At 59.5% G+C, this 22,023-nt stretch carries 19 protein-coding genes; 3 read left to right on the top strand and 16 right to left on the bottom strand.

The genetic code is table 11. The features are described 5' to 3' along the window. Positions 1-106 precede the first annotated feature (106 nt). The 3 genes from FFH21_RS17230 to FFH21_RS17220 form a co-directional block, all read right to left on the bottom strand. Positions 107-433, bottom strand: coding sequence for a hypothetical protein (locus tag FFH21_RS17230; protein WP_011169019.1), 327 nt, complete (start codon positions 431-433; stop codon positions 107-109). Positions 434-515: 82 nt separating this feature from the next. Beyond that, positions 516-1,427, bottom strand: coding sequence for a hypothetical protein (locus FFH21_RS17225; protein WP_004665765.1), 912 nt, complete (start codon positions 1,425-1,427; stop codon positions 516-518). Positions 1,428-1,492: 65 nt separating this feature from the next. Next, positions 1,493-2,653 carry a TDT family transporter gene (locus FFH21_RS17220; RefSeq protein ID WP_004656950.1) on the bottom strand — a complete coding sequence of 387 codons (1,161 nt, stop codon included), beginning with the start codon at positions 2,651-2,653 and terminating at the stop codon, positions 1,493-1,495. A 164-nt stretch (positions 2,654-2,817) separates the two neighbouring features. Between FFH21_RS17220 and FFH21_RS17215 the strand changes: the two genes are divergently transcribed. Both FFH21_RS17215 and FFH21_RS17205 read left to right on the top strand, forming a co-directional pair. Further along, positions 2,818-4,077, top strand: coding sequence for an IS256-like element ISPsy17 family transposase (locus FFH21_RS17215; RefSeq protein ID WP_004666928.1), 1,260 nt, complete (start codon positions 2,818-2,820; stop codon positions 4,075-4,077). Positions 4,078-4,164: 87 nt separating this feature from the next. After that, positions 4,165-5,118, top strand: a complete 954-nt coding sequence (locus tag FFH21_RS17205; RefSeq protein WP_011169016.1) for a LysR family transcriptional regulator — start codon at positions 4,165-4,167, stop codon at positions 5,116-5,118. On the opposite strand, the gene FFH21_RS17200 is transcribed toward FFH21_RS17205, so the two are convergent. From FFH21_RS17200 to FFH21_RS17150, 11 genes are all read right to left on the bottom strand, one after another. Further along, on the bottom strand, positions 5,052-6,467 hold the full coding sequence (locus FFH21_RS17200) for a lipid II flippase MurJ (RefSeq protein WP_004665763.1): 1,416 nt from the start codon (positions 6,465-6,467) through the stop codon (positions 5,052-5,054). The two genes, FFH21_RS17205 and FFH21_RS17200, sit on opposite strands and share 67 nt — an antisense overlap. A 15-nt stretch (positions 6,468-6,482) precedes the next feature. Continuing rightward, the gene (locus FFH21_RS17195; protein WP_004665762.1) at positions 6,483-7,304 is read right to left on the bottom strand and encodes an acyltransferase; all 822 of its coding nucleotides are present in this window, start codon (positions 7,302-7,304) and stop codon (positions 6,483-6,485) included. Continuing rightward, the gene (locus FFH21_RS17190; protein ID WP_011169015.1) at positions 7,301-8,716 is read right to left on the bottom strand and encodes an O-antigen ligase; all 1,416 of its coding nucleotides are present in this window, start codon (positions 8,714-8,716) and stop codon (positions 7,301-7,303) included. Before FFH21_RS17190 ends, FFH21_RS17195 begins: the two co-directional genes overlap by 4 nt. Continuing rightward, positions 8,716-9,816 (bottom strand): glycosyltransferase family 1 protein, encoded by a 1,101-nt coding sequence (locus FFH21_RS17185; protein ID WP_011169014.1) that lies wholly within the window; start codon positions 9,814-9,816, stop codon positions 8,716-8,718. Before FFH21_RS17185 ends, FFH21_RS17190 begins: the two co-directional genes overlap by 1 nt. Continuing rightward, a complete protein-coding gene (locus tag FFH21_RS17180; protein WP_005780622.1) occupies positions 9,807-11,024 on the bottom strand; it encodes a glycosyltransferase family 4 protein in 1,218 nt (405 codons plus the stop codon). Before FFH21_RS17180 ends, FFH21_RS17185 begins: the two co-directional genes overlap by 10 nt. 2 nt (positions 11,025-11,026) lie before the next feature. Then, positions 11,027-12,340 (bottom strand): cellulase family glycosylhydrolase, encoded by a 1,314-nt coding sequence (locus FFH21_RS17175; protein WP_004665758.1) that lies wholly within the window; start codon positions 12,338-12,340, stop codon positions 11,027-11,029. A 1-nt stretch (position 12,341) separates the two neighbouring features. Continuing rightward, a complete protein-coding gene (locus FFH21_RS17170) occupies positions 12,342-13,520 on the bottom strand; it encodes a glycosyltransferase (protein WP_004656925.1) in 1,179 nt (392 codons plus the stop codon). Further along, positions 13,520-15,511, bottom strand: a complete 1,992-nt coding sequence (locus tag FFH21_RS17165; RefSeq protein ID WP_004656924.1) for an exopolysaccharide transport family protein — start codon at positions 15,509-15,511, stop codon at positions 13,520-13,522. Before FFH21_RS17165 ends, FFH21_RS17170 begins: the two co-directional genes overlap by 1 nt. Positions 15,512-15,528: 17 nt before the next feature. Then, the gene (locus FFH21_RS17160) at positions 15,529-16,308 is read right to left on the bottom strand and encodes a polysaccharide biosynthesis/export family protein (protein ID WP_004656922.1); all 780 of its coding nucleotides are present in this window, start codon (positions 16,306-16,308) and stop codon (positions 15,529-15,531) included. A gap of 131 nt (positions 16,309-16,439) precedes the next feature. Then, positions 16,440-17,897, bottom strand: coding sequence for a mannose-1-phosphate guanylyltransferase/mannose-6-phosphate isomerase (locus tag FFH21_RS17155; RefSeq protein ID WP_004665756.1), 1,458 nt, complete (start codon positions 17,895-17,897; stop codon positions 16,440-16,442). After that, positions 17,897-19,333, bottom strand: a complete 1,437-nt coding sequence (locus FFH21_RS17150) for an undecaprenyl-phosphate glucose phosphotransferase (RefSeq protein ID WP_004665755.1) — start codon at positions 19,331-19,333, stop codon at positions 17,897-17,899. The genes FFH21_RS17155 and FFH21_RS17150 overlap by 1 nt, the downstream gene beginning before the upstream one ends. A 522-nt stretch (positions 19,334-19,855) precedes the next feature. Here FFH21_RS17150 and yegS point away from each other — a divergent pair. After that, positions 19,856-20,773 carry a lipid kinase YegS gene (yegS, locus tag FFH21_RS17140; protein WP_011169013.1) on the top strand — a complete coding sequence of 306 codons (918 nt, stop codon included), beginning with the start codon at positions 19,856-19,858 and terminating at the stop codon, positions 20,771-20,773. On the opposite strand, the gene FFH21_RS17135 is transcribed toward yegS, so the two are convergent. Together FFH21_RS17135 and FFH21_RS17130 are read right to left on the bottom strand one after the other, a co-directional pair. After that, positions 20,757-21,419 carry a response regulator transcription factor gene (locus tag FFH21_RS17135; protein WP_004656916.1) on the bottom strand — a complete coding sequence of 221 codons (663 nt, stop codon included), beginning with the start codon at positions 21,417-21,419 and terminating at the stop codon, positions 20,757-20,759. The genes yegS and FFH21_RS17135 overlap by 17 nt on opposite strands. 157 nt (positions 21,420-21,576) lie before the next feature. Continuing rightward, positions 21,577-22,008 carry a hypothetical protein gene (locus FFH21_RS17130; protein ID WP_002554116.1) on the bottom strand — a complete coding sequence of 144 codons (432 nt, stop codon included), beginning with the start codon at positions 22,006-22,008 and terminating at the stop codon, positions 21,577-21,579. Between the last annotated feature and the right edge of the window lie 15 nt (positions 22,009-22,023).

Raw genomic sequence — 22,023 nt, 5'->3', positions numbered from 1 at the left:
GTACCTCTGCCAAACTGTCGTGACTCAAGTGCGCATAGGCATGCCCGACGCCCGTTTTCGAACCTGCGGTACTCAGCCATTAATAACGGATGCGTTGCAGGAACTGTCATTGAGGCTCAGGTGACTGCCCCCGGACCTGATCGGCCGCCTCACCCAACAACCGCTCGATCTGCGAATGCTCCCAGCCACTGAGCAAACTGACCGGGTCGGTGCGCAGCCAGCTTGCGAACGAGCCCTCCCGGCCTTGCGGACAGCAGCACGACCGACAGCGCGTCGGGCTGCCATCGGTTATTTCCAGCGTCAGCAGCCAGCCGTCGATATCGACCTTTTGCAGCCCGAAGCCGGAGGTTGTGCCGATAAGCCTCAACGACCGTGTGCCCATCGCAGCATCCCGCAGTTGCTGATACACCTCACGAGTCGTCAGAGCTTTCACAGGCGTCACCCGATTCCATTTTTTTGAGTAAAGCACGATTTCGAAGCGTGCAGGATGAGATAACTGTCAGCTCAAAAGCCCTTCAGGGCGCCGCGCCAAACAGGCGCTCGATCTCGGGCCGGGTCTGATTGATCGCACCCAGTTGGCGGATCAGCTCGGCCTGTCTGCTGCCACGTATGCCTGCGGTGGTCATGACCGCGTCGCGCACGTAGGTATAGACACCGCTGACGCCAAACGGCGTGATGTAACGCACGTGCTCGCTGATACCTTGAGTGATGGCCTTGAAGTGCTCGCTGGCGTAATAGGTTCGACGGGCCCAGGCCGATTCGAACACCAGTTCCATCATGATGATGTTCAGGCGTGACGCCTCGACCTTGTGATCAACGTCGGGCGCAGGCGGTGCCGGCTGCGCGTTGTCGTAGGGTTGCGCGAGGTGCAGGCGCAGTTTGAGTACGGCATCGGCACCGGCCATTTCATTCGCGAGCTTTTCAATAGCCTTGCGGGCGGCGGGCAGCTCATCGCTGGCGAGATGGAAATGCAGGTGCATTTTGTCCAGCGTCGCCGTTTCGTTGGGAATCGGATCGGGCAGGCGATCCACCAGTGTGCTGGAGCCATCCGGCACGTCGTAAGCAATGGTTTGCTCAAACATGTTCTGCTCGTCGGAGAACAGCAGAGCGCTGGCGTCCTTGAATTGTTGCTGACTTTCGGCGGATAGAAAGCCGATCTCCACACCGCCATCCAGCACGTAGCCCGGCAGTGGTGTGACGCCTTCGATCAGCGGCCACAAATGACCATCCTTTTCACGCGTCAAGTGATGCTGCACATACCAGCCAAGGCCCTCAAGCCTCGCGCACAGAGGGCCGTGGACATCGCGCCAGTAGGTGGCGAATAAGTCATGGGGAACGCCGTTCCTGCGCAACACCGTGGTATACGAATTGATAACGATGTTTTCATCGCGAGCGCCGTAGTTACCGGAAAATTCTGAGATATGCATGAGTGCTCTTTGTCCTGAAGATGTTTCTCTCAGGCGCTTCGTCCGCGAGGTAAGTTCAAGGGAAATTACCGGCGGACACATTGGCTCGAAGCGATGCAGGGCGAGACGAACAGATGTCCCCGGTAGGCGCCTGCCAGAGTACGTGCCGACACCACAGACCACATCAGTGCCAGCAGCGCGACGAGCCCGGTACCAAACACGTCGAAAAAGCTCAGGTGCAGGCTAGCGCCGAGTTTGAGCGTCGCCAGCGCATACACGCCGAGCGGGAAGGTAAATGCCCACCAGCCCAGATTGAATTCGATACCCTGCTTGAAGTAACGCGCGGTGATCAATACAGCCAGCGCCAACCACCATAGCCCCAGCCCCCAGAACAGCGTACCGACCATCACACCGATGCCAGCCACCACCGTGCCGAGCGACGCCAGGCCGTGGGCGGCAAAGATGACCGGGGCCTCGTTGCTCATCACCAGCATGCCCAATGCGCCTGTGCCGATAGGGCCAAGTGCCAGCCAGCTCGACGCCGCCATGCTTTCATGAGGCAGTTTGTGCAATGCCAGACGCAACAGCAGAATCACCAGAATGCTCAATGCCACCGGTACCGAGTAGGCCCACAACACGTAGCTGGTGATCAGCACGGTGAACTGCGAATCAGCGGCTGCGAGGTGCGGGGTCAGCAGTCCGCCGCAGGCTGCTGCAACTTCTGCTGCCACCACGGGCAACAGCCAGACAGCGGTCATCTTCTCGATACTGTGTTCCTGACGGGTAAACATCATGAACGGAATCAACACGCCACACGCCAGGGCCATTGCTACATCCAGCCACCACAATGCTTCGGCCAGCGGCACGATGGCAGTGCCCCAGCGCGCCGGACCATACACCAGCAGGCCGCTGATGACAGTCGCCAGCCCCATGGGAATGGTGCCGAAGAACATCGACACGGTGGAGTGCCCGAACACCTGACGCGCCTCGTCGAAAAACAGCAGCCAGCGGCTGGCATACATGACGCTGAAGAGGGCGAACAGGCCTATGTTCAGGAGCCATAACGCTTCACCCAGCGTGCGCAATGCAGCAATGTCCCCCGGCAGTTGCGCCAGCGCCAGTGACAAAATTCCGGTGCCCATGGTCACTGCGAACCAATTGGGGGTGAATTGTCGAACGGCCTCCAGCGGGCTCGTCAGCGCTGCAAGAGGCGCGTTGCCCTTGTTGATAATAGCGAACCTGCTCATGGCCGTATCCGGCTGCTAAATGGGGAACAGGTTTCAGTCTACGCAGTCACAGAAAATCTTCTAAACGGGTAATCTATCTTCTTGTTACCTGATTTTCAGGTAGGTTTGCCCGAGACTGTCAGAAATTTTGTGTTCGGGCATAACATGTAGCTAGAGGTGCATGTATGCCGACCAAAAAGAAGTCCGCCAATGCAACAGCGAGGGAGTTGCCCTCGATTCCCCAAGAGCTGATCGAGCAGTTTGTTAAAGGCCCGATGAGCGCCGAAGCCATTCAAGACGCGTCCATGGCGTTCAAGAAGGCTCTGATCGAGCGTGCGCTAGGCGCCGAGCTGGGTCACCACCTTGGTTATCCTCAGGGCGCGGAGCGCCCTGAGGAGTCGACCAATCAGCGCAATGGCAAAAGCAGCAAGACGGTTCTGACCGACGACGGGCCGCTTCGCCTGGATATCCCCAGAGACCGCGATGGTAGCTTCGCCCCGATCCTGATTCCCAAGCACGAACGACGTTTTACAGGCTTCGACGACAAGATAATTGCCATGTACGCCCGGGGCATGACGGTGCGTGAGATCCGCGCTTTTCTATCTGAGCAGTATGGAACTGACGTGTCCCATGACTTCATCAGCTCAGTCACCGATGCGGTCATGGAAGAGGTGGGCGCTTGGCAGCAACGACCCTTGGAACCGATGTATCCGGTGATCTTCTTCGATGCGTTACGGGTCAAAATCCGGGACGAGGGGTTAGTGTGCAACAAGGCTATTTATCTGGCGCTGGGGGTATTACCTGATGGCACGCGCGACATTCTGGGTATATGGATCGAGAGCACCGAGGGTGCCAAGTTTTGGATGAAGGTGTTCAACGACCTCAAGACTCGTGGCGTTGAAGATGTTCTGATCGCCGTCACGGATGGCCTCAAAGGAATACCGGAGGCGTTGGGGGCGGTTTTTCCTGCCACGACGCTGCAAACCTGCATCGTGCATCTGATCCGCAACAGCTTGGACTATGCCGCTTGGGATAAACGTCGGGCACTGGCCAAAGCACTCAAGCCGATCTACCAGGCGATCAATGCCGATGTGGCTGAGCAAGAGCTTAACGCCTTTGAAGCGGGCCCCTGGGGCAAGCAGTATCCGACTGTAGTTGCTGCATGGCGTCGCGCCTGGGATCGGGTTATACCGTTTTTTGTTTTTCCGGCGGGCATTCGCAAAGTGGTTTACACGACCAATGCCATCGAGAGCATCAATGCCCAGTTACGCAAGATCATCAAGACTCGAGGGCACTTCCCGACCGATGAGGCTGCGACGAAACTGATATGGCTTGGGTTGCGCAACATCACCGCCAACTGGGGTCATGCGGCACACGACTGGAAAGTGGCAATGAATCAATTTGCGATCCTGTACGGAGACCGATTTACCAGACCGAGCTGGTAAAACAAGGGCCTGCCTGACGGCAGGCCCTAACCAGCCCGAACACAAAAAAACTGATACTCCCTGTTTGCCCGGCTACGGAGTTCAGTCTTGAGACTCAACCTGCGTCAACTACAGATTTTTTGCGCAATCACCCGCTGTGGCAGTACCACCAGCGCGGGTCATGCCTTGTCTTTGTCCCAGTCGGCTACCAGTGCGGCATTGAACGAGTTGGAAAGTGCGCTGGGCACCCGGCTGTTCGATCGGGTGGGCAAGCGGCTGGTCCTCAACGATAACGGCCAGGCATTGCTGCCACGTGCCATGCAGATGCTGGAAAACGCCCAGCAGATCGAAGACAGCTTTCTATTGCCGGGCGCGACCTTGAATGCTCGCCTGCGAATCGGCAGTAGCAGCACCATTGGCAATTACGTCGTGCCGCAGATAGTCGGCGCACTGCGCAGTTCGACGCCTCTGCTGCGAGTCGATGTGGACATTGGCAACAGCACACTGATTGCTCGCAAGGTCGCGCAGTTTGAAATCGATATGGGCCTGATCGAGGCACCGTGCCATCTGCCGGAGCTGATCGCCGAGCCATGGCTGATCGATGAAATGGTCATTGTTGCCGGCAGCGCTCATCCGTTGGCGCGGCAACAGCAGGTTTCACTGGGGGAGCTGCAGAACGCTGAATGGCTGTTGCGTGAGCAGGGTTCGGGGACCCCGGAGGAGGTCGAGCACTTGTTGCTCAGGCATTTGCACGATCTGCAGGACATGCGCCAGGTAGGCAGTTCTGAAGCGATAATGCGCACCCTTGCTCAAGGCATTGGCATCAGTTGTCTGTCCCGGCGTATCGTCGCCGATCTGCTGCTGAGCGGGCAGTTGCGCACACTCGCCAGCCCGCTGCCGCCGCTCAATCGTCGGTTCTTCATGATCACTCACCGCGACAAGTTCGTCTCACCGAGCCTGGAGCGGTTCAGGGAGGCCTGTCGGCAGTCTGCCGATCAGGCAGGCACGTTGCGCCATGGTTTGAGCCACAACGCCAGCCCGAGCAGCAGCAAAGCGCCGTAAACACAGCTCAGGCCTAATTGCAGCCAAGTGTCGTGAAGCGGGTGCAGGAGCAGGGCGGCGAAGATCATCAGCAGGCTGGCCAGCAGCCAGTGACTGCGCCACGGTAAAACGCCGAGCAACGCCTGACGGCGCATTAGCAGCACGCCTGTGACCAGCGCGCCGCCCAGCGCCGCGATGGCGATACCGGTCAGGCCGAAGGCAAAGGGCAGCGTCGCCAGCAGCAGCGCGTTACACAGGCTGCCGATCAACTCGCAGTTGAGCGGCAGGCGCGTGTCACCGGCGGCGTAGGCGTAGCGCGCCAGCAAGGCGTTCCAGGCACCAAACATCAGCGGCACGGCAAACCAGGCCAACAGCTCAGGCAACGGACCTTCATGGCTCTGATTGGGCAGCAACAGGGTCACCAGCGCACCAGCCGCGCCGATCAGCCCGGCTACTGCCGGCAGGGTCAGTAATGTGGCGCTGCCCAGCCCGCGTCTGAGTAGCGACAAACGCTGCTCGCCCGCGCTGCCGCTCATCAGCCCGAGCAGTACCTGGTTCAGGCTCATCAATGCAATGAGCGGCAGGTTGATCAGTTTGCGCGCCAGATTGACCCAGGTTACCGCGCCTTCACCGAGCAACGACGCGACCATTCGCTCAAGCAAGGCGAGGCCCTGGCTGGCCAGGTTGCTGCTCAGCAGTGGACCGATGCGTTGCAGCAGTTCGCGCACGGCGCCGGCTTCTGATTGCCACTGCCAGGGTCGCCATCCCGAACGATAAAGGGCAGGCAACAACACGCCCGGCATCAGCACGCTGCCCATTACGCACGCGCTGGCCAACCCGGTCGATGTTGCGGCGTGGCTGAACGTGGCGAGGTAGATAACGGGTGGCAGGTTGAACAGCAGCGAGCCGAGCCCGGCCAGTACGAAGCGCGAACGGGCCTGCAAAGGTACGCAGAACAGCGCGTGAAGCATGAAGCCGGGTGCGCACCAGGCCAGCCAGCGCAGGCCGCTGGCTGCCTGTGCATAGCCGTCGGCGTCCAGCCCCGGACCGATAAGACGCACCAGAAACCCGGCACCGATCGCCAGCACTGCGCTCAATGCCACCCCGGTCAATAACAAACGCGGTGCCATGCCGCCCAGCCAGCGTTGTTGCCGGTCAGCCGGACGCTGCTGATAAAGGGGCAGGGCGGCAGCGCTGAGCAGCCCTGCGGCCAGTGACATGCGTAGCGCTTCGGGCAAAAACATCGAGACCAGAAAGGCATCGCTCTGACTGCCGGCACCCCAGGCTGCTACCAACAGCCATTCACGGGCAAAACCGGCTGCCAGGCCGGTGAGGGTGGCCAGCGTCAGCCAAAGTGTCGAGCCCAGCATCGCGCGCCCTGCCGATCAGTGAAACAGGGTGAACAGGCCTTTGCCGCCCACCTTGTACTTGAGGCCGCGAGCGCGTTCACCCTTGACCTCGGCATTCGGCCCGCTGACGATCGCATACGGCGCGACAGGTTTGGACACCACACTGTTGCCGCCCACTACCGCGCCTTCGCCGATGTCTGCACCGAACGAGAGCAGCGCGCGGCTGCAGATCCATGCGTAGTCGCCGATGAACACCGGCCCGCCGACCGCCCAGAATTCGGGCTCGGCGAGGTCGTGTCCACCCGCGATAATCAGCACGTGTGAAGCGATGGTGACGTGATCGCCAATCACCAGCCCGCCACGGGCGTCAAGCTGGCAATGCCAGCCCACGGTGGTGTCGTTGCCGATGCGCAGGCTGTCGACGCCCAGCACCTCGGTATTGCGCCACACAGTCGAACCCTTGCCGATTTTCGCACCACCGATGCGCAACCACAGCAGGCGCAGGGTATGGCTGGGGATCTTGCAGATCAGGATGTTGTAAGCCTGTTCCCAGGTCCGCAACATGCGGTCACGCAGGGTCGGCCAGTTGATTCCGTACAAAGGAATCAGCGCACCCAGGGTTTCGCTGGACAGCAGCTTGTAGAAGCGCCGCGCCAGCGGGTTTTCGATTCTTGGTTCGATATTCAGGTAGCAGATGAACGACAGGGTTCGATCCTTGATACGTGTTTCAAAGCACACTTCGTTGTCCAGCATCCACTGGTAGGCGGCTTCCAGCTCTTCGAGCGGCACCGCCATCTTGCGCGCGTAGTCGGGCAGTGCCTCTCTGAGATTATGAGAATGCATCATGCGGTGTTTCATGAGGAGGCTCCCGGCTCGGGTGAGGCGTCAGGGTGTTGAGGAGTCGTTTCGGCCTTGGCGCGCAGGCGTCTGGTTTCGTGCAGGCTGATGCCGACAAATAGCCAGAACAAGGCAACCAGCACGCTGGTGAAACTGAAGTAGTGGTCAAACAGGCCGCTGAATAAAGCAGAGAGCACGCCCGTGGTGCAGCCCAGCGCAATGGCGTTTTCCCGAGTCAGCACTACCCTGTCGCTGCCTGGGCGAACTTCTTTCCACCAACTGATGGTCACGGCGATGAACAGCAACATGCCCGGCAGGCCGATCTTGTAGATGAAGTTCAGCCACAGGTTGGAAATACCGAATTTTGTATAGCCCAGTACCGGCGGGTCGACCTTGAAGCCGATGCCGAACGGGAAGGTGGCGACTGCGTCGGGAAAATGACTGTATTCCAGGAAGCGAATCGCGGTACTGGCGTCGTCGGAGGTGAACAACCCCATCAGTCGGTCCTGCAGCGGCGGGTAGAATGCCAGCAGGAAAATACCGGCGACCAGCCCGCCCATCAACAGCCGTCCCAGATGCGGAATGCGTCGCCGGGCCATCAACAGCATCACGGCGATCAGGCTCAACAGCGCCCCGCGTGAGCCGGTCAGCAATAGACCGATGGCACCCAGTGCCGCCACCGTCAGGCCCAGCCTGCGCGCCGAGCCGGTGCGCGTCATGCCGAAGCAGAACGCCAGCGGCAGCAACATGGCCAGGGCACCGCCTGCCACGTTGGGGTGCATCCACGGCGAGCCCATGCGGCTGGCAAGCGAAAGCAGGCTCTCGCTCAAGATGTCTGCACCGCTGTAGCCCAGGCTGCCGAGGATCGGAATGATGGCAGTTGCCGAGCCTTTGGTCACATACACCGAGATCGACAGCACCAAAAGCAGCAAAGTCCCGCCGAGCAGCGCCATGACCGCCTTTTCCAGGGTCTTGAGGTAGGTCAGCAAGCGCGGCACCAGAAACAGGATAGACAGGTTGAACAGCCAGCGAACCCAGTTGATCGGGCCGTTGCCGTCGGCGACGACGGTCAACTGGCCGACCAGAAACGGGAACGCACTGAACAGCATCAATGCCACCAGCAGTTTTTCGGTGCTCAGCATTTTGGGCACAGTGTTGCGTTCCTGAAAGACTGCATGCAGCAGGTAGCTGGCCCAGGTCAGCATGATCAGCGCTTCGGACACCGTGGTACGAACGCCAATCTGAATTGTAGAGTAGGGCAGGAAGGTCCCGATCAGGCAGAACAGCACGAGCCCACGGACCGGGCGGCGAATGATCGTGGCCGCCGCTGCCAGACCGATTGCTGCCGCCACGACGAACGGTGCAGGCAGCATGCAGATCATCACACCGAATATCAGGCTGAACATCAGCCCCAGGGGTAAGGCCAGTGGCATCAGCGCAATTCCTCCAGCGTCGCGTGCACGCGTTCGCAAAAGGCTTTCAACTGGTAGCGCTCTGTCCATTCTCTGGCAACTGCGGGGTCCTCTTCGGGCGCATGCGACAACGTGCCCATCAGCCTGATCAGGTTGCCACTGTCGACAGGTGAAAAGCGCGGACTGTCGGGCGGGGCTATTTCGTCCAGCGAAGAGCCGGTGGCCACGGCAACCGGCGTACCTGTGTTCAGTGCCTCGATCACCGGCAGCCCGAAACCTTCGCTTATGGATGGCTGCCAGAGTCGCTCGGCATTTTTGTAGACCGCATGCAGTTCGGCATCGCTCAGGCCGCTGAGCACGTGCAGGCCCGGTAACTGGCGCTGGGCTTCGGTCAGCGGATCGTCGCCACCGACCAGTACCAGTTCCGGGGTGTCGACAAATTGCATGCGTGCGGTCTGCCAGGCATCCACGAACCACTTGATGTTCTTGCGCGGTTCGCGTGTGCCCACGCATAGCCAGTAACGCAGGGGCATTCGCAGTTGGCTGATATCAGCCGGCTCACCCTTGAAACCTTCTACCAGCAATGGCACCACGCGCAGCTTGCCTTTGACCCTGGGAAACAGGCGCGCGACTTCGTTGGCAGTGAATTGCGACGGCACCCAGATCTGGTCGGCCACTTTCAGCGACCAGGCAATCGACAGGTAGTCGGTCAGCCGGTAAATCCTGGCTTTCAGTCGTGAGCCGTGACTGTTGTGCTGAGTGATCTGAAACAGATCGTGCAGCTGTAATACGTAGCGCATGTCAGCCGGTTTGCGCCCCAGCGGCAGGCCCATGTTGATGTTGGCGAAGTAGATCTGCACCCCGGCATCACGCAGGGCGCCCGGCAGGAACATGCCTTCGAAGCGCAAGCGATCCGGCAGGCGATGCACCGAGTCCAGTGGTGCCGCCCAGCGTGGGGTGTGCATCAAACGGCGTACCGGATGATCGTAGGGGGCCACGCAGAACAGCTGCAATTGCACGTCCGGATGTTCACGAAACGCCTGTTCCAGCGCGAAATTCTGGCGACCGATGCCGCTGATGGGGTAACCGGCTGCCGCGCGGTAGTCGAGTCCTATACGCATGAGCGCGATCCTTGCTTGGGGAGCGAAAAGCGGGTGTAGATCACTTCCAGCTGGGCGGCCGAAACGGACCAGTCGTGCCGGGCACGCACATAAACGCGGCCGGCTTCGCCAATCTGGTCGAGCCGTAACGGTTTATCGGTGTATTCAACGATCAGGGTTGCCAGCCCGGACGCGTCTTCGCTGCCCAGGTAATGTTCGCCATTGGTGACCGACAACCCGGAAACGCCTTGCGCGGTAGTGACTACCGGCAGTCCGGCGGCCATGGCTTCCAGCGTCTTGAGCTTGGAGCCGCCGCCCTGGCGCAGGGGCGCGAAGAACATTGAGGCACTGGCCTGCAAGACGCGCAGGTCAGGTACGAAACCCAGCCATTCGATACGCGGGTCAGGCCAGCGTTCACGCCAGGCTTCAGGCAGCCCGAAGCCGCCGATGGCAAAGCGCACAGCAGGTGCCTGAGCCCAGACCAGCGGCATGATTTCGTCCAGCGCCCATTCGATGGCATCGATATTGGGGCCATATTCGTAGTTGCCGATGAACAGCAGGCGATGGCTGTTTCGGTCCGCATGAACGCTGGCGTAGTAAGCGCAGTCGACGCTGTTGACGACATAAGACGTGGCCCTGCCGCTCAAGCGCGACAGCACCTTGGCGTCGTCTTCGGTGACCGCGATCAACTCGCCGGTCTGGCGAAATACCCGGGTTTCCCAACGCCGGTAGCGCCAGCGGTCATACACGGCGAAGGCATTGGCCCAGCGTGGCAGGCGGTCGTAACTGGCGGCGCCAAGGTCTGATTCAACATTGTGTTCGGTCAGCACGAACGGTTTGCCCGAACGCTTGAGTACGCGTTCGAATGGCTGAAAGAAATAGGTGTGCTGCAACTGGATGATGTCCCAGTCCTCTTCAAGCAGTTGCTCGAAGACTTTTTCCAGTTTCGGGGCGTAGCCGTTGACGCTGGCGAGCATCGGCGCAGGTGCAAACGCCACGGCCAGCAACGTGCGCAGGCTTAACAGCGGGCGTCGATCGATCACGATCAAGCGCTCCAGCCAGGGTTCCAGTGCCGAACGAGCGCTATCGTCCAGCGCGTTCTTGGACTGCACCAGCAGGGTGATGCGATGGCCGCGCGCTGCCAGATTGCGCAGCAAATGGTATTCCCGGGTTTTGCCGCCGCTGGTGGTAGGCCAGGGCAGGTAAGGGAGCGTCCATAGAATTCGCATACTCAGGGCTTCCATTCCAGAATTTGCAGAGTCGGCTTCAGCAGCAGAGTGACACCCTGGCTTGCGGACAATGGAGTGCGGCTGCCGCTCAGCGGGTCATGCACGACCGCGTCGGTGATGTTCGGGAAATTCAGCGAGGTGCCGGTCGCACTCCAGAACATCAGTAGATGAGTGCCATCGTCACGGGTCCACGGCACTGCGTACAGATCGTCCGGTACACGGCTCACTGCGGGCGGCTCGGCGGGTTGCAGGCGCGGGCCGGTGATCTTGAGAAAATTCTGCAGTGCGGTGTAGACCGGTTTGGGGCTGGCTTGCAGGTCAAGCAGGCCGTAACCCTGATCGCGGGCCGAGGCGCGCTCATCCAGATCACTGAGATTGAACAGGAAGATGCGCTGAAAATCCATCGCACTCATCAGTGCCAGACGGCGCAGGGTGTAGTCGGCCTGACCTGAAGTGCCAATCAAATGTTGCATCTCCACTGGGCCTGCATAGCTCGACCAGCCCCATTCAGTGGCCCACACCTGCTTGACGCCATTGCTGTGCAGCAACTGGTTCATGGCATTGGCGCGCACCAGAAAATCGCGGTCCGGTAGCGAATCGCCTTCGGGGTACTCGGAGTACGGATGGTATGCCGCCACGATGTTCTGCTGGCCCAGGCCATTATCGAGCAGGGCCTGCATCATGTAGCCAGAGGTACTGTGCATCTGACTGTAATAAGCCATGCCCGCAGTGACGATGGTCTTGTCCGGCAGGGCGGCGCGAATCGCGCTGGCAGTGGTGGTCAGCAGGCGTCCATAGGCGGTCGGGTCCTCCTTGGGCAGCCAGACAATGTTCGGCTCGTTCCAGACCTGCCAGTTGTTCACCTGTGGATAGCGCTGGGCCAGGGCGGTCATGCGTGCGGCAAATACGTTGAAATCCGTGGGCGGATACTGATCGCGGCTTTTCGCACCGGCCGGTGCGCTGCTGGCGAAAGGTGCCGAGCCCACCAGATAAGCCACCGTGTTGTAGCTGTGCGCCTTGATTGCGGCCATGGCGGCATCCAGCTCGGTCAGTGCGTAGTGATCCTTTTGCGGCTCTATCACCGGCCAGTGAATGGTCAGGCGCACCCAGTTGAGGCCCAGTTCGTCCAGGCGGCTCATCTGTTGTTGATAGATATCAGGCGCAAAATACTGAAACTGCACGTTGACGCCCAGAAAGTCCGCCCATACCACCTCGCGAGGTGCCTTGAGGACCGTTGCTGCCTGGGTAGCGCTGCACATTGCTGCGCTGAGCAGTGCGCTCGCGACGATTTGCCGGAATCTGGATGGACGCTGCATGTCACTTCTCCTCGCATGCCTGGCGGAATACATCCCGAAAATGCTCTGCGGTGTGGCTCCAGACTCTGGCCTTGCCCATGTGCGAGGCGTTTTCGGCCCATTTTTTGACCAGCTCCGGATCCGCGCAAGCTTGCGTCAGAGCCTTTGCCAGTCCGTCCACATCGCCTTGCGGATAGATCATGCCGTTGCCGTGCGAGACTTCTTCGGCAAATGAGCGTGCATCAGAAGTAATCACGCCCCTGCCACACGCCACCGCCCATGACAGCGCGCCGCTGGTGCCGCGCAGTTTGCCCAGAAGCTTCAGTTTGCTCGATTCGCGATAAGGCAGGACCATCACGTGATGGGCCTGGATTACCTGCGGGATCTGCTCGGCAGGCAGGTCCAGTTGCCAGTCGATCAGATCGACAAGGCCCAGTTGGCGGATACGCAGGCGCAGTTGCTCCAGGTAGCTGCCGGACGGGCCGAAGGCCATTTCCGGCTCGCTGCCGCCTGCCAGGGTCAGGCGTACGGTCGACCTTAACGCAGGCTGTGCGGTGAAAACGCTGGCCAGCGCATCAAGCAGGTCTTCGATTCCCTTGCCGCGATAAATGAAGCCGAAATACAGCAGGCGCAATGGCTTCAGAGGTGGTAGCGGGGCGGGAGCGATGGCGACGTTGCCGTGACTGATCACCGCCATCTGTGCGGTTTTCAGCCCCATGCGCTGACGCAGGCTCTGGCTGCCAGCCTGGGTCAGTGTCACCAGACGGGTCATGTGCTGCGCCAATTGCCGTTCTTCACGCAGGCACAGCGGGTCGGCCAGCACCGTCGCCATTTCCGGCAGCGGTGAGCGCATGCCGCTGGCGATCGATAAGGGCCACGGCAGTTTTTCGCGCCGCCACACCAGCCGCTCGGGATCGTGCACTGTCGCGGTCAACGGCAGCTTCGGGAAGCGTCGACGCAAGGCACGCAGGGCCTGAAACTCTGCCAGCCGTCCGCCGCCCAGTTCGGCATGGACCAGATCGATTTCGCTCCAGTCCGTTTCGGCCACGCGCCGTTCTGCGGCACGTGGATCGTTGCCGACACCCAGCAGCGGTGTACTGACCTGCAGGCCGAGGCTTTCGAGCGCATGCCGCAGGTGACCGGCATAATCGGCGATGCCGTTCTGCTCGGGTGGCAGCGGCGCAAGCAGGGCAATGCGCATCAGCCTCGGCTCCCGATCCGTTTGAGGAAGTTAAGTACCTGCTCCGGTACCTCGAAACGACGGCGGTTGATAATGATGCCGTCGACTTTCTTGAATGCGGTGTTGAGGTTATTCAAGGTGTCTTCCAGCATCGGCACGGTGGTGTCTTCGGCACGCACCACCAACACGATCAGGTCAGCCTTGCGTAGCAGCACAAAAGCATCCTGATTGGCGGAAAGTGCCGAAGCGTTGATCAACACGATTTCGCCAGGACTGGCCGGCCCGCGGCCTTCGGTGCGGACCTGATGACCCTGTTCGATCAGCAAGGTGCTGAGCCGCTCGATCACGAACGACACGCCCGCGCCGGACTTGACCGAGGTGAAGCCGATGGTCAGGCCGCGCTCGTCTACCTGATCGAGCGGCAGAATGCCGTATATCCGGTGCAAATTGGAGGTGAAGGCTGCACTGCGTTCCTGAGCGCGTTCCAGGTCGGGCAGGCTGGTCCAGACCGGGACGCCGAAGCTGCTCTCGATCTTGTCGCCGTCGTGGATGCGCTGGTCCAGCAGGTAGAAGAAGTACAGCGCCACGGCACCAACCACAATACTCAGCGGGAATGCCAGAAACAGCATCAGCAGGCTTTTCGGGAACACCCGGCTGGGGTTGAAGGTGGCGTCTTCGATGGTCGCGATATTGCTGATCTGGCTGTTGTCCAGCTCACGGTCAATACGCGATTTTTCCAGGCTGTCCTTGTACAGCGCATAGCTTTTCTCGGCCGCATCCAGTTCGTTCTGCAGGCGCGAAAGCTCCGGCTCCAGATTCAGTGCCTGCTGGCGGTCGCTTTCCAGCTGCGCGATCTGCGCATTTTGCTGAACGAGCTGGGTTTGCAGGCGCGCGTAGCTGGTCTGCTGATCGGCGTACACGTTCTGCATGCGGTTGTAGATGGGGTTGGGAGTGATGCTTTCAGAGCGCTGGACGGTGGCTTCCTGTTCCTTGAGCAGCTTTTTGAGGTTGTTGACCTCCTCATTGATCGCCCGGATTGGCGGCGCCTCTTCCTTGAACGAGCGGAGCATTTCCTGACGCTCCACTTCCTTGCCATTGATGCGGTTCTGCAAGTCCTGGCGATTGGGGTTCAACGCCAGTTCGCGACCTGCCGAGACTGTCTTGGGTTGCTCTGCCAACTGCTTTTTCAGCAGGTCCAGGCCGGCCTTGGTAGACGCAATGGAACGGGTTGTGTTGTTGCGCTCGGTACGCAGATCGTTGAGCCCCTGCGAGGTATCCGCCAGGCGCTGGGAAATGCTCACTGCGCTCAACTGGTTCAGGTAATTCTGGATTTGCTTCTTGTACTCGATGATGTTCGCGCCGGTCGTTTTCACTTCCGATTCATAGAACGCGTACAGGCTGACCCGGCCCAGTGTCTTTGTGCGTTGCAACTGGTACTCGGTGATCCAGGTCCTGAGCACGGTCTGTGCGATGTCCGGGTCGTTCCAGGTAAATCTCAGCTCCATCACCGACGAGCCCGGTTCGTGGCTGACCTTGAAGTTTTTCTCCAGATCCTCGGCCAGGCGTTCGGCCTGCGAGCGATGCTCCGCCAGACCGATAAATTGCAGAACGTTGCGTACGCCGTTGACGACTGCCCCGACGACTGCCTTGAGGCCGTTTTTCACCGACGCCAGAACGCCGGTTTCAGGCGGCACCATAGACAGCTCGGCGAGGTATTTTTCGGACACGGCACGCATGATCGGCCGCCCGCTGAGCATGCGCTCTTCGTCGAGCAGCGGATCACGCAGGCCGCTCGGTATAACGATAGCCTGACGGTCGGACAGCTCGATAGGTACAGTGCTGCTGTCACGGCCGGGCTTGACCAGCAGCAAAGCTGTGGACTCGTAGCGGTTGGGGAGCAGAAACGCGCCCAGAAGGATGATGACGAAGGTCGCCAGCACGGTGATCCTGACTTCGCGCTTGAAAATGAACAGCAGGCGCAGCAGGTCGCGGAATGAGCGGATGTTGATCATGTCTGTTTCCCTGACAATTAATTGTTGTTGCGCAGCTCGTAGTTCATGCCCAGTCCGATCGACTTCGCGAAGGGGATCAGCTGGTTGAAATACAGGGATACGCCGTCAACCTTGTTGCCGACCGATGATTTGGGAACGAACACGATATCGCCACGTTTCAGCAGTACCGGCGCTGTAGGGCCACCCGCACCACCCGCCCAGAGAAACTTGCTGTAATCAAAGAAGTAGGTCTTGTAGAGCCCGTTTTCTTCCTGACGCAGCAGCGCGACCTGGCCGGCATCGGCATCAAGCGCTACACCGCCCGCGCCGACAATCGCCTGATCGAGATTGGTGGCGACATTGACCGGTAATGTCACCGAGTTGCGCACGGCACCGCCGACAAACACGGTATTGCCCGGTGACTGGGAAATGTTGATGGTCAGTGCCGTCTCGCGGTAGACATTCTGCAGCTTGCTTTCCAGCAGGTCATTCAACTGCTGGAGTGTCAGGCCCGCAGCCTTGACAGTGCCGATGTAAGGGTAGGAAAAGGTGCCGTCGTTGAGCACCTGAAACAGGGTCAGCTCGTAGATGGAGTTGGCGGTAAACGCCGAAATCGACGGTGCCTCGCCACTGTTGCGCACGATTCGCAGGGTATCGCCAGGACGGATTCTTTCCGGCGGCAGCGGTTTGCCCGCCAGTGCGCGACCTGCCGCCTGACCGGCTTCAATTTGCGCACGGTCATCCGGTAAGCCCACCCTGGACGGTGTGTTACATGCACTCAATAGCAATAAGCTTGCGATCAGCATCATGCTTTTCATTGGTCCTGAACTCCTGTCGAGAACAAATACGGCTCCCTTGCGGGTAATAAATTCATGTTGGCGGGTACTGCCTGTTCCGGTTGCTATCAATTGAAAACCGAGTGAATCAAGCGGCGTTTGCCGCTCGTGGATCAGCTCTTCACAGTCTTGTCGGGAACACGTCCGTAAATATCGGTGAAACGCACGATATCGTCTTCGCCCAGGTACTCACCGCTCTGCACCTCGATCATCACCAGGTCGATGACACCCGGATTGACCAGCCGGTGCGTGAACCCCGGTTTGATGAACGTCGACTCGTTGGTATCAAGCATGAATTCACGCTCGCCGTTGGTGACGGTGGCTATGCCGCTGACCACGATCCAGTGCTCGCTGCGGTGATGGTGCATCTGCAATGAGAGTGATGCCTGCGGGCGAACCACAATGCGCTTGATCTTGAAACGCTTACCTTCTTCGAGCACCGTGTAGGTGCCCCACGGACGCGTGACGGTGCGGTGCAGACGGTAGGCATCATGGCCCTGGCGCTTGAGCTCCTGAGCGATGACCTTGACGTCCTGACTGCGGCGTCCGTCTGCGATCAGCAAGGCGTCGGGGGTGTCGATGATGATCAGGTTGTCGAGGCCAATAGCGCCCACCAGACGTTTGGGTGAGTCGATGTAGCAATTGCTGACGTCATGCAGCACGGCTTCGCCATTGCAGTAATTGCCTTGAGCGTCGACGGGAGACAGCTCACGCACGGCCTGCCAGGAACCGATATCACTCCAGCCGAGCTGGCAGGGCACTACGGCGACCTTTTCGGAGCGCTCCATCAGCGCGTAGTCGATGGAAATGTCCGGGGTCAGGGCAAACGATTCGCTGTCCAGCTCGACTTGCAGTTCACGATTGCCTTCCTTGCGCGGGCTCGATGCCAGGCAACTGCTGACCGCATTCAGCACGTCAGGCGCGTGAGTACGCAGCTCTTGAAGCACGGCATCGGCACGCATGCAGAACATCCCGGCATTCCAGAAATGCAGACCACCGTCCACATAGCCCTGGGCGGTGACTGCATCGGGTTTTTCGACAAAACGGGCGACCTGACAGGCATCGGCGTCAAGTGCCGGGCCTTTTTCGATATAGCCGAAACCGGTTTCCGCTGCGGTCGGCACGATGCCGAACGTCACCATCCAACCCTCAGTGGCCAGCTTCTGCGCGGCCGTCACTGCTCTGGAGAATTCCTCGACATTGGTAATCAGGTGATCAGCAGGCAAAACCAGCAACTGCGCGTCATCGCCATACAGCTGGCTGACATGCAGTGCAGCGGCAGCGACCGCCGCTGCGGTATTACGCCCGAAGGGCTCGAGGATGAAATCCAGACGCGCATTGCCTTTGTTCAACTGGCGGTAGTCGTCCACCGTGCGGAAGTACACCTCCCGGTTGGTAACCGTCAGCAGGCGGTCGACTCCGGGCAGGCCGACCGCCCGCAGGAAGGTCTTCTGCAGCAGGCTCTGGCCGTCGGGAAGGCGCATGAACGGCTTGGGCATGGCTTCTCGCGAGACCGGCCACAGACGGGTGCCGGAGCCACCGGCGATGATGCAGGGAATAAGCGTGCTCATCAGTAAGCCTCGCGAGTGAATAGCACTGCAGGCACAGTGCGCATAAGGATGTACAGGTCGAACCAGACAGACCAGTTTTCGATGTACTCGAGATCGAACTCGACGCGTTTTTCGATTTTTTCCACGGTGTCGGTTTCACCACGATAGCCGTTAATCTGCGCCAGCCCGGTGATCCCCGGTTTGACGCGATGCCGCGACGTGTATTCTTTCACCGCCTGCTCGAACAAAATCCCTGCAGCCTTGGTGGCCGTCGCATGTGGGCGTGGCCCGACCATTGACATGCTGCCTGCCGCTACATTGAACAGCTGTGGCAGTTCATCCAGGCTGGTCTTGCGAATGAAGCGCCCGACCCGCGTGATTCTGGCATCTCCACGGGTGGTCTGGCGCTCGGCCGTTGCATCGGCCTGGTGCTGATGCATGGAGCGGAACTTGAATACTTCGATCAGGCGATTGTTGTAACCGTAGCGCTTCTGGCGGAAAAACACCGGGCCTGGGGAGTCGAGCTTGATCGCCAGCGCAACCAGCAGCATTACCGGTGACAACACCAGCAAAGCGAGCGACGACAGAACGATATCTTCGGCGCGCTTGATGAATGGAGACCAGCCACTGAGCGGCAGATCCGACGCATTGAACATCGGCAGCCGGGCCACTTCGGTAATGCGGTTGTGGGTATGCCGGAAGGCAATCATGTCCGGCACCAGTAACACGTTGACCGGTAGCCTGCGCAGTTCGCGAATGATGTAATCCATGCGGTTTTCCGCCGTCCAGGGCAGGGCGACCAGTACCTGAGTCACTTTCTCTTCGCGAATCAGCCGTTCCAGGTCGCTGGTATTGCCCAGCAGGGGCAGGTTGGCCACGGTCTTGGGCATGCGACCGATCCGGTCGTCGATAAAGCCGGTGACACCCGAACGGATGTCCTGATGCTCAAGCAGGTACTCGGCCAGGCGCAGGCCATTTTCCGTCGCGCCCAGAATCACAGCGTGTTGCAGGAATACACCCTTGCGCATCTGCCGCTTGAACAGCATCAACAGCAGCAGGCGAATGATGCCGAACAGCGCCAGGCTGGTCAGGTACCAGATCAGCGATTCTTCGGGAGAGAGATAGCCGAACAGCCCCATTGCCTGTTGCATGAACAGCAATAGCCCGAAGGCTGCGGTCCAGGCAACTGCCAGCGCGCCCATGCGCAGATCGTTGCTGAACAACGCTTCGGAATAGACGCCCATGGCCTGAAACACCAACACGCCGACAAAGCCGAAAAACAGCAGCATGGTCATATAACCCTGCTGTGTTTCCGGGCCGTCATGCTTGATAAGCATCATGATTGCAAGGCCGGGCAGAATGCAGGCAATGCCATGGGCCAGCCGAATACCGAAAAGAAAGTATTCGACCAGACTGGTGCGGGTGAGCGAAAGACTGTCGACCGGCTGCAACCTCATAGAACTCCCTTACTCCCTGTATGCGTCTGGATCCTGCTGATCCTGGGCGTTTTGCGATGACGCTTTTGCAGCTTCAAATAGGCATCTGTTCACAGATGGTTTCCAAGCGTAGCCAGTTACGTGTCGAGGTCATTACGAATCCGGACTGTCTTTTGTGAATATCACTTTATATATGTCGTCCTGTTCCGAATTTTATTTAAGACTTTTCAACCATTTGTAGATGAAACTTCCCTCAAGTGAGGGGCCTGCTGTCAGTAAAGCTCATGAAACAAATAGCGTCAGTACAAAAGTGTGCCAACTCTGATGCAATCGTTGCTCCAGAGCTTCTGCTTCCGGGTTTTGCCCAGTATTGGCGGGGGTTGATCTGTTCTTGATGACGTGAAAAAAATTTCTGTGACGGGTGGGCCTTTTTGACATGTGCGGGGTCACAGTCATGCGTCGTGCGAAATGTATGCGGGCGCTGATTACAGAAAGAGCGTCGCTCGCAGGCTTCAATTCGTAGGGTTCGTCAGAGGAGGTGTCATGACACAACGCAGGGCAATGCTCATTCTTCACGGTAAACAGGCGCTCAACGAAGACGTACGTGATGCCGTTGCAGACAAGCGCAAGCAGGGCTGGGAGCTGGACGTGAGGCTTACCTGGGAAGCTGGCGATGCCCGGCGCCTGGTTGGCGAAGCGCTGGCCGCCGGGCATCGGCATATCGTGGCGGGCGGTGGTGACGGTACCTTGCGAGATATCGCCGAGGCCCTGGCGTTGGCTGAAACACAAGCCAGCCTGACTATTTTGCCGCTGGGCACTGCCAACGATTTTGCCCGCGCAGCCGGGGTGCCTCTTGAGGTCTCCAAGGCTCTGCAACTGATGGACGTAGCACCGCGTGCCGTCGATCTGGGTGAAGTCGGCGGCAAACTGTTCCTCAACATGGCTACCGGCGGCTTTGGCAGTCAGGTAACGGCCAACACATCCGAAGACCTGAAAAAGGTATTGGGCGGCGCGGCCTATCTGTTTACCGGCCTGACAAGGTTCAGCGAATTGCATGCTGCCCACGGCGAACTCACCGGGCCGGATTTCCACTGGCGCGGCGATCTTCTTGCCTTGGGTATCGGTAACGGCCGGCAGGCTGGCGGTGGACACGAGCTGTGCCCGACCGCGTTGGCTGATGATGGCCTGCTCGACATCAGTATCCTGCCAGCGCCTCAGGAAGTGGTCGGCACGCTGAGAAGTCTGCTGGAAGGCGGACTGGGCATCGACAACATGTTCATCCGCACGCGTCTGCCCTGGGTAGAACTCAAGTCGGCCCAGGGGCTGGATATCAACCTCGATGGCGAGCCGTTATCTGGCGAGGACCTGCGCTTCGAGGCGCGACCGGGCGCGCTACAGGTGCATTTGCCGGCCGATTCACCGGTGCTGAGCCGTGCACCGATGCTCAATCGTCCAGACTGATGATCCGTTCGCGAACGCAAAACAGGACCAGCCCGGCGACATCGAATATCTGCAGCCGCTTCATGACCTGGGAGCGGTGGGTCTCGATAGTCTTGATGCTCAGCCCCAGGCCGTCGGCGATCTCACGCGTGGACTTGCCACGCACGATCAGGCGCAGGATTTCCAGTTGGCGAGCGGTCAGGTGATATCGCTCCTTGGCTGCCCGGGCCCTGTCCGAGCGTGTTCCGCGCAGGGCGCGCTCGATAACGGTATGAGCGATGGCCGGGCTCAGATAGCGTTCGTTGTTGCGCAGCGCTTCCAGTGCCTGTTCCAGTTCGGTAGCTGTGGTGTCCTTGAGCAGATAGCCGCGAGCCCCGATGTCGAGCGCACGCATGATCATGTCCGGGTCGGTGTGCATCGACAGGATCAATACCTTGCAATGTGGCTGTACTTTCAACAAGTGTTCGAGCGCCTCAAGGCCGTCGACGCTCTTCATCCAGATATCGAGCAGGATGATGTCGGGCTTGAGTCGCTGCGCCAGGCTCGACAACTGCGCGCCGTCCGCCGTTTCACCGATAATGGCGTAGCCCGGCATTTCTGCAACCAGCGCTCGCACGCCGGCTCTGATCAGGGAGTGGTCGTCGACCAGTAACAGATTGCAGGTCATTGTGGCTTCTTGTGTAAATGGGACCGCCGAGACGTGCTTTCAGTCCCTGGTCAACCTTTAAGACGATTTGAAAGCAGTGAAGACAATAGGACGGAAAACCCTGACGTGACAACATCACTTCAATGACATTGCGTGTGTGATGCTCGACAGTCGAGCGTTATCGTTGGGTTGCATCCTTCACCGCTGCCGATTGCGAGGAAGCGCTGGCCAGCTTTTCCAACAGCTCCAGCTGTTCGTTGTTGTCCATCGTCAACTCACCCGTCTGCGGATCGAGAAGCTCGACCTGCCAGGACATCAGCATCAGGCAGTTTTTGACGGTCAGCAGGGTTTCCTGTGAGAGTTCGTTGGCCTGGTCGCCGCTTTTCAATAATTGACACAGCTGACGTGAAAACTCGGCAATACAAGGCACAGGCGCGGCTTCCGCCTCCTGGGCCAGCGTGCGCAGGGTGGTCAGAAGGCAGCCGGTGGCGTCCTCGTCGTTGGGGATCAACTCCAGGTGCGAAAGACATTCTTCCGACTTGTACAGAAGTGCCTGAGAGGTGCTCAGGAACTGGTCGTGCTTATGCTGCCAATCGTTGTTGCTCAGCATCCTTTGTCTCCACTG

Source organism: Pseudomonas sp. KBS0707, assembly GCF_005937945.2.
GTDB classification, from domain to species: domain Bacteria; phylum Pseudomonadota; class Gammaproteobacteria; order Pseudomonadales; family Pseudomonadaceae; genus Aquipseudomonas; species Aquipseudomonas amygdali.
The sequence above is the reverse complement of the archived record's forward strand: the minus strand, read 5'-3'. Positions and strand labels throughout refer to the sequence as shown.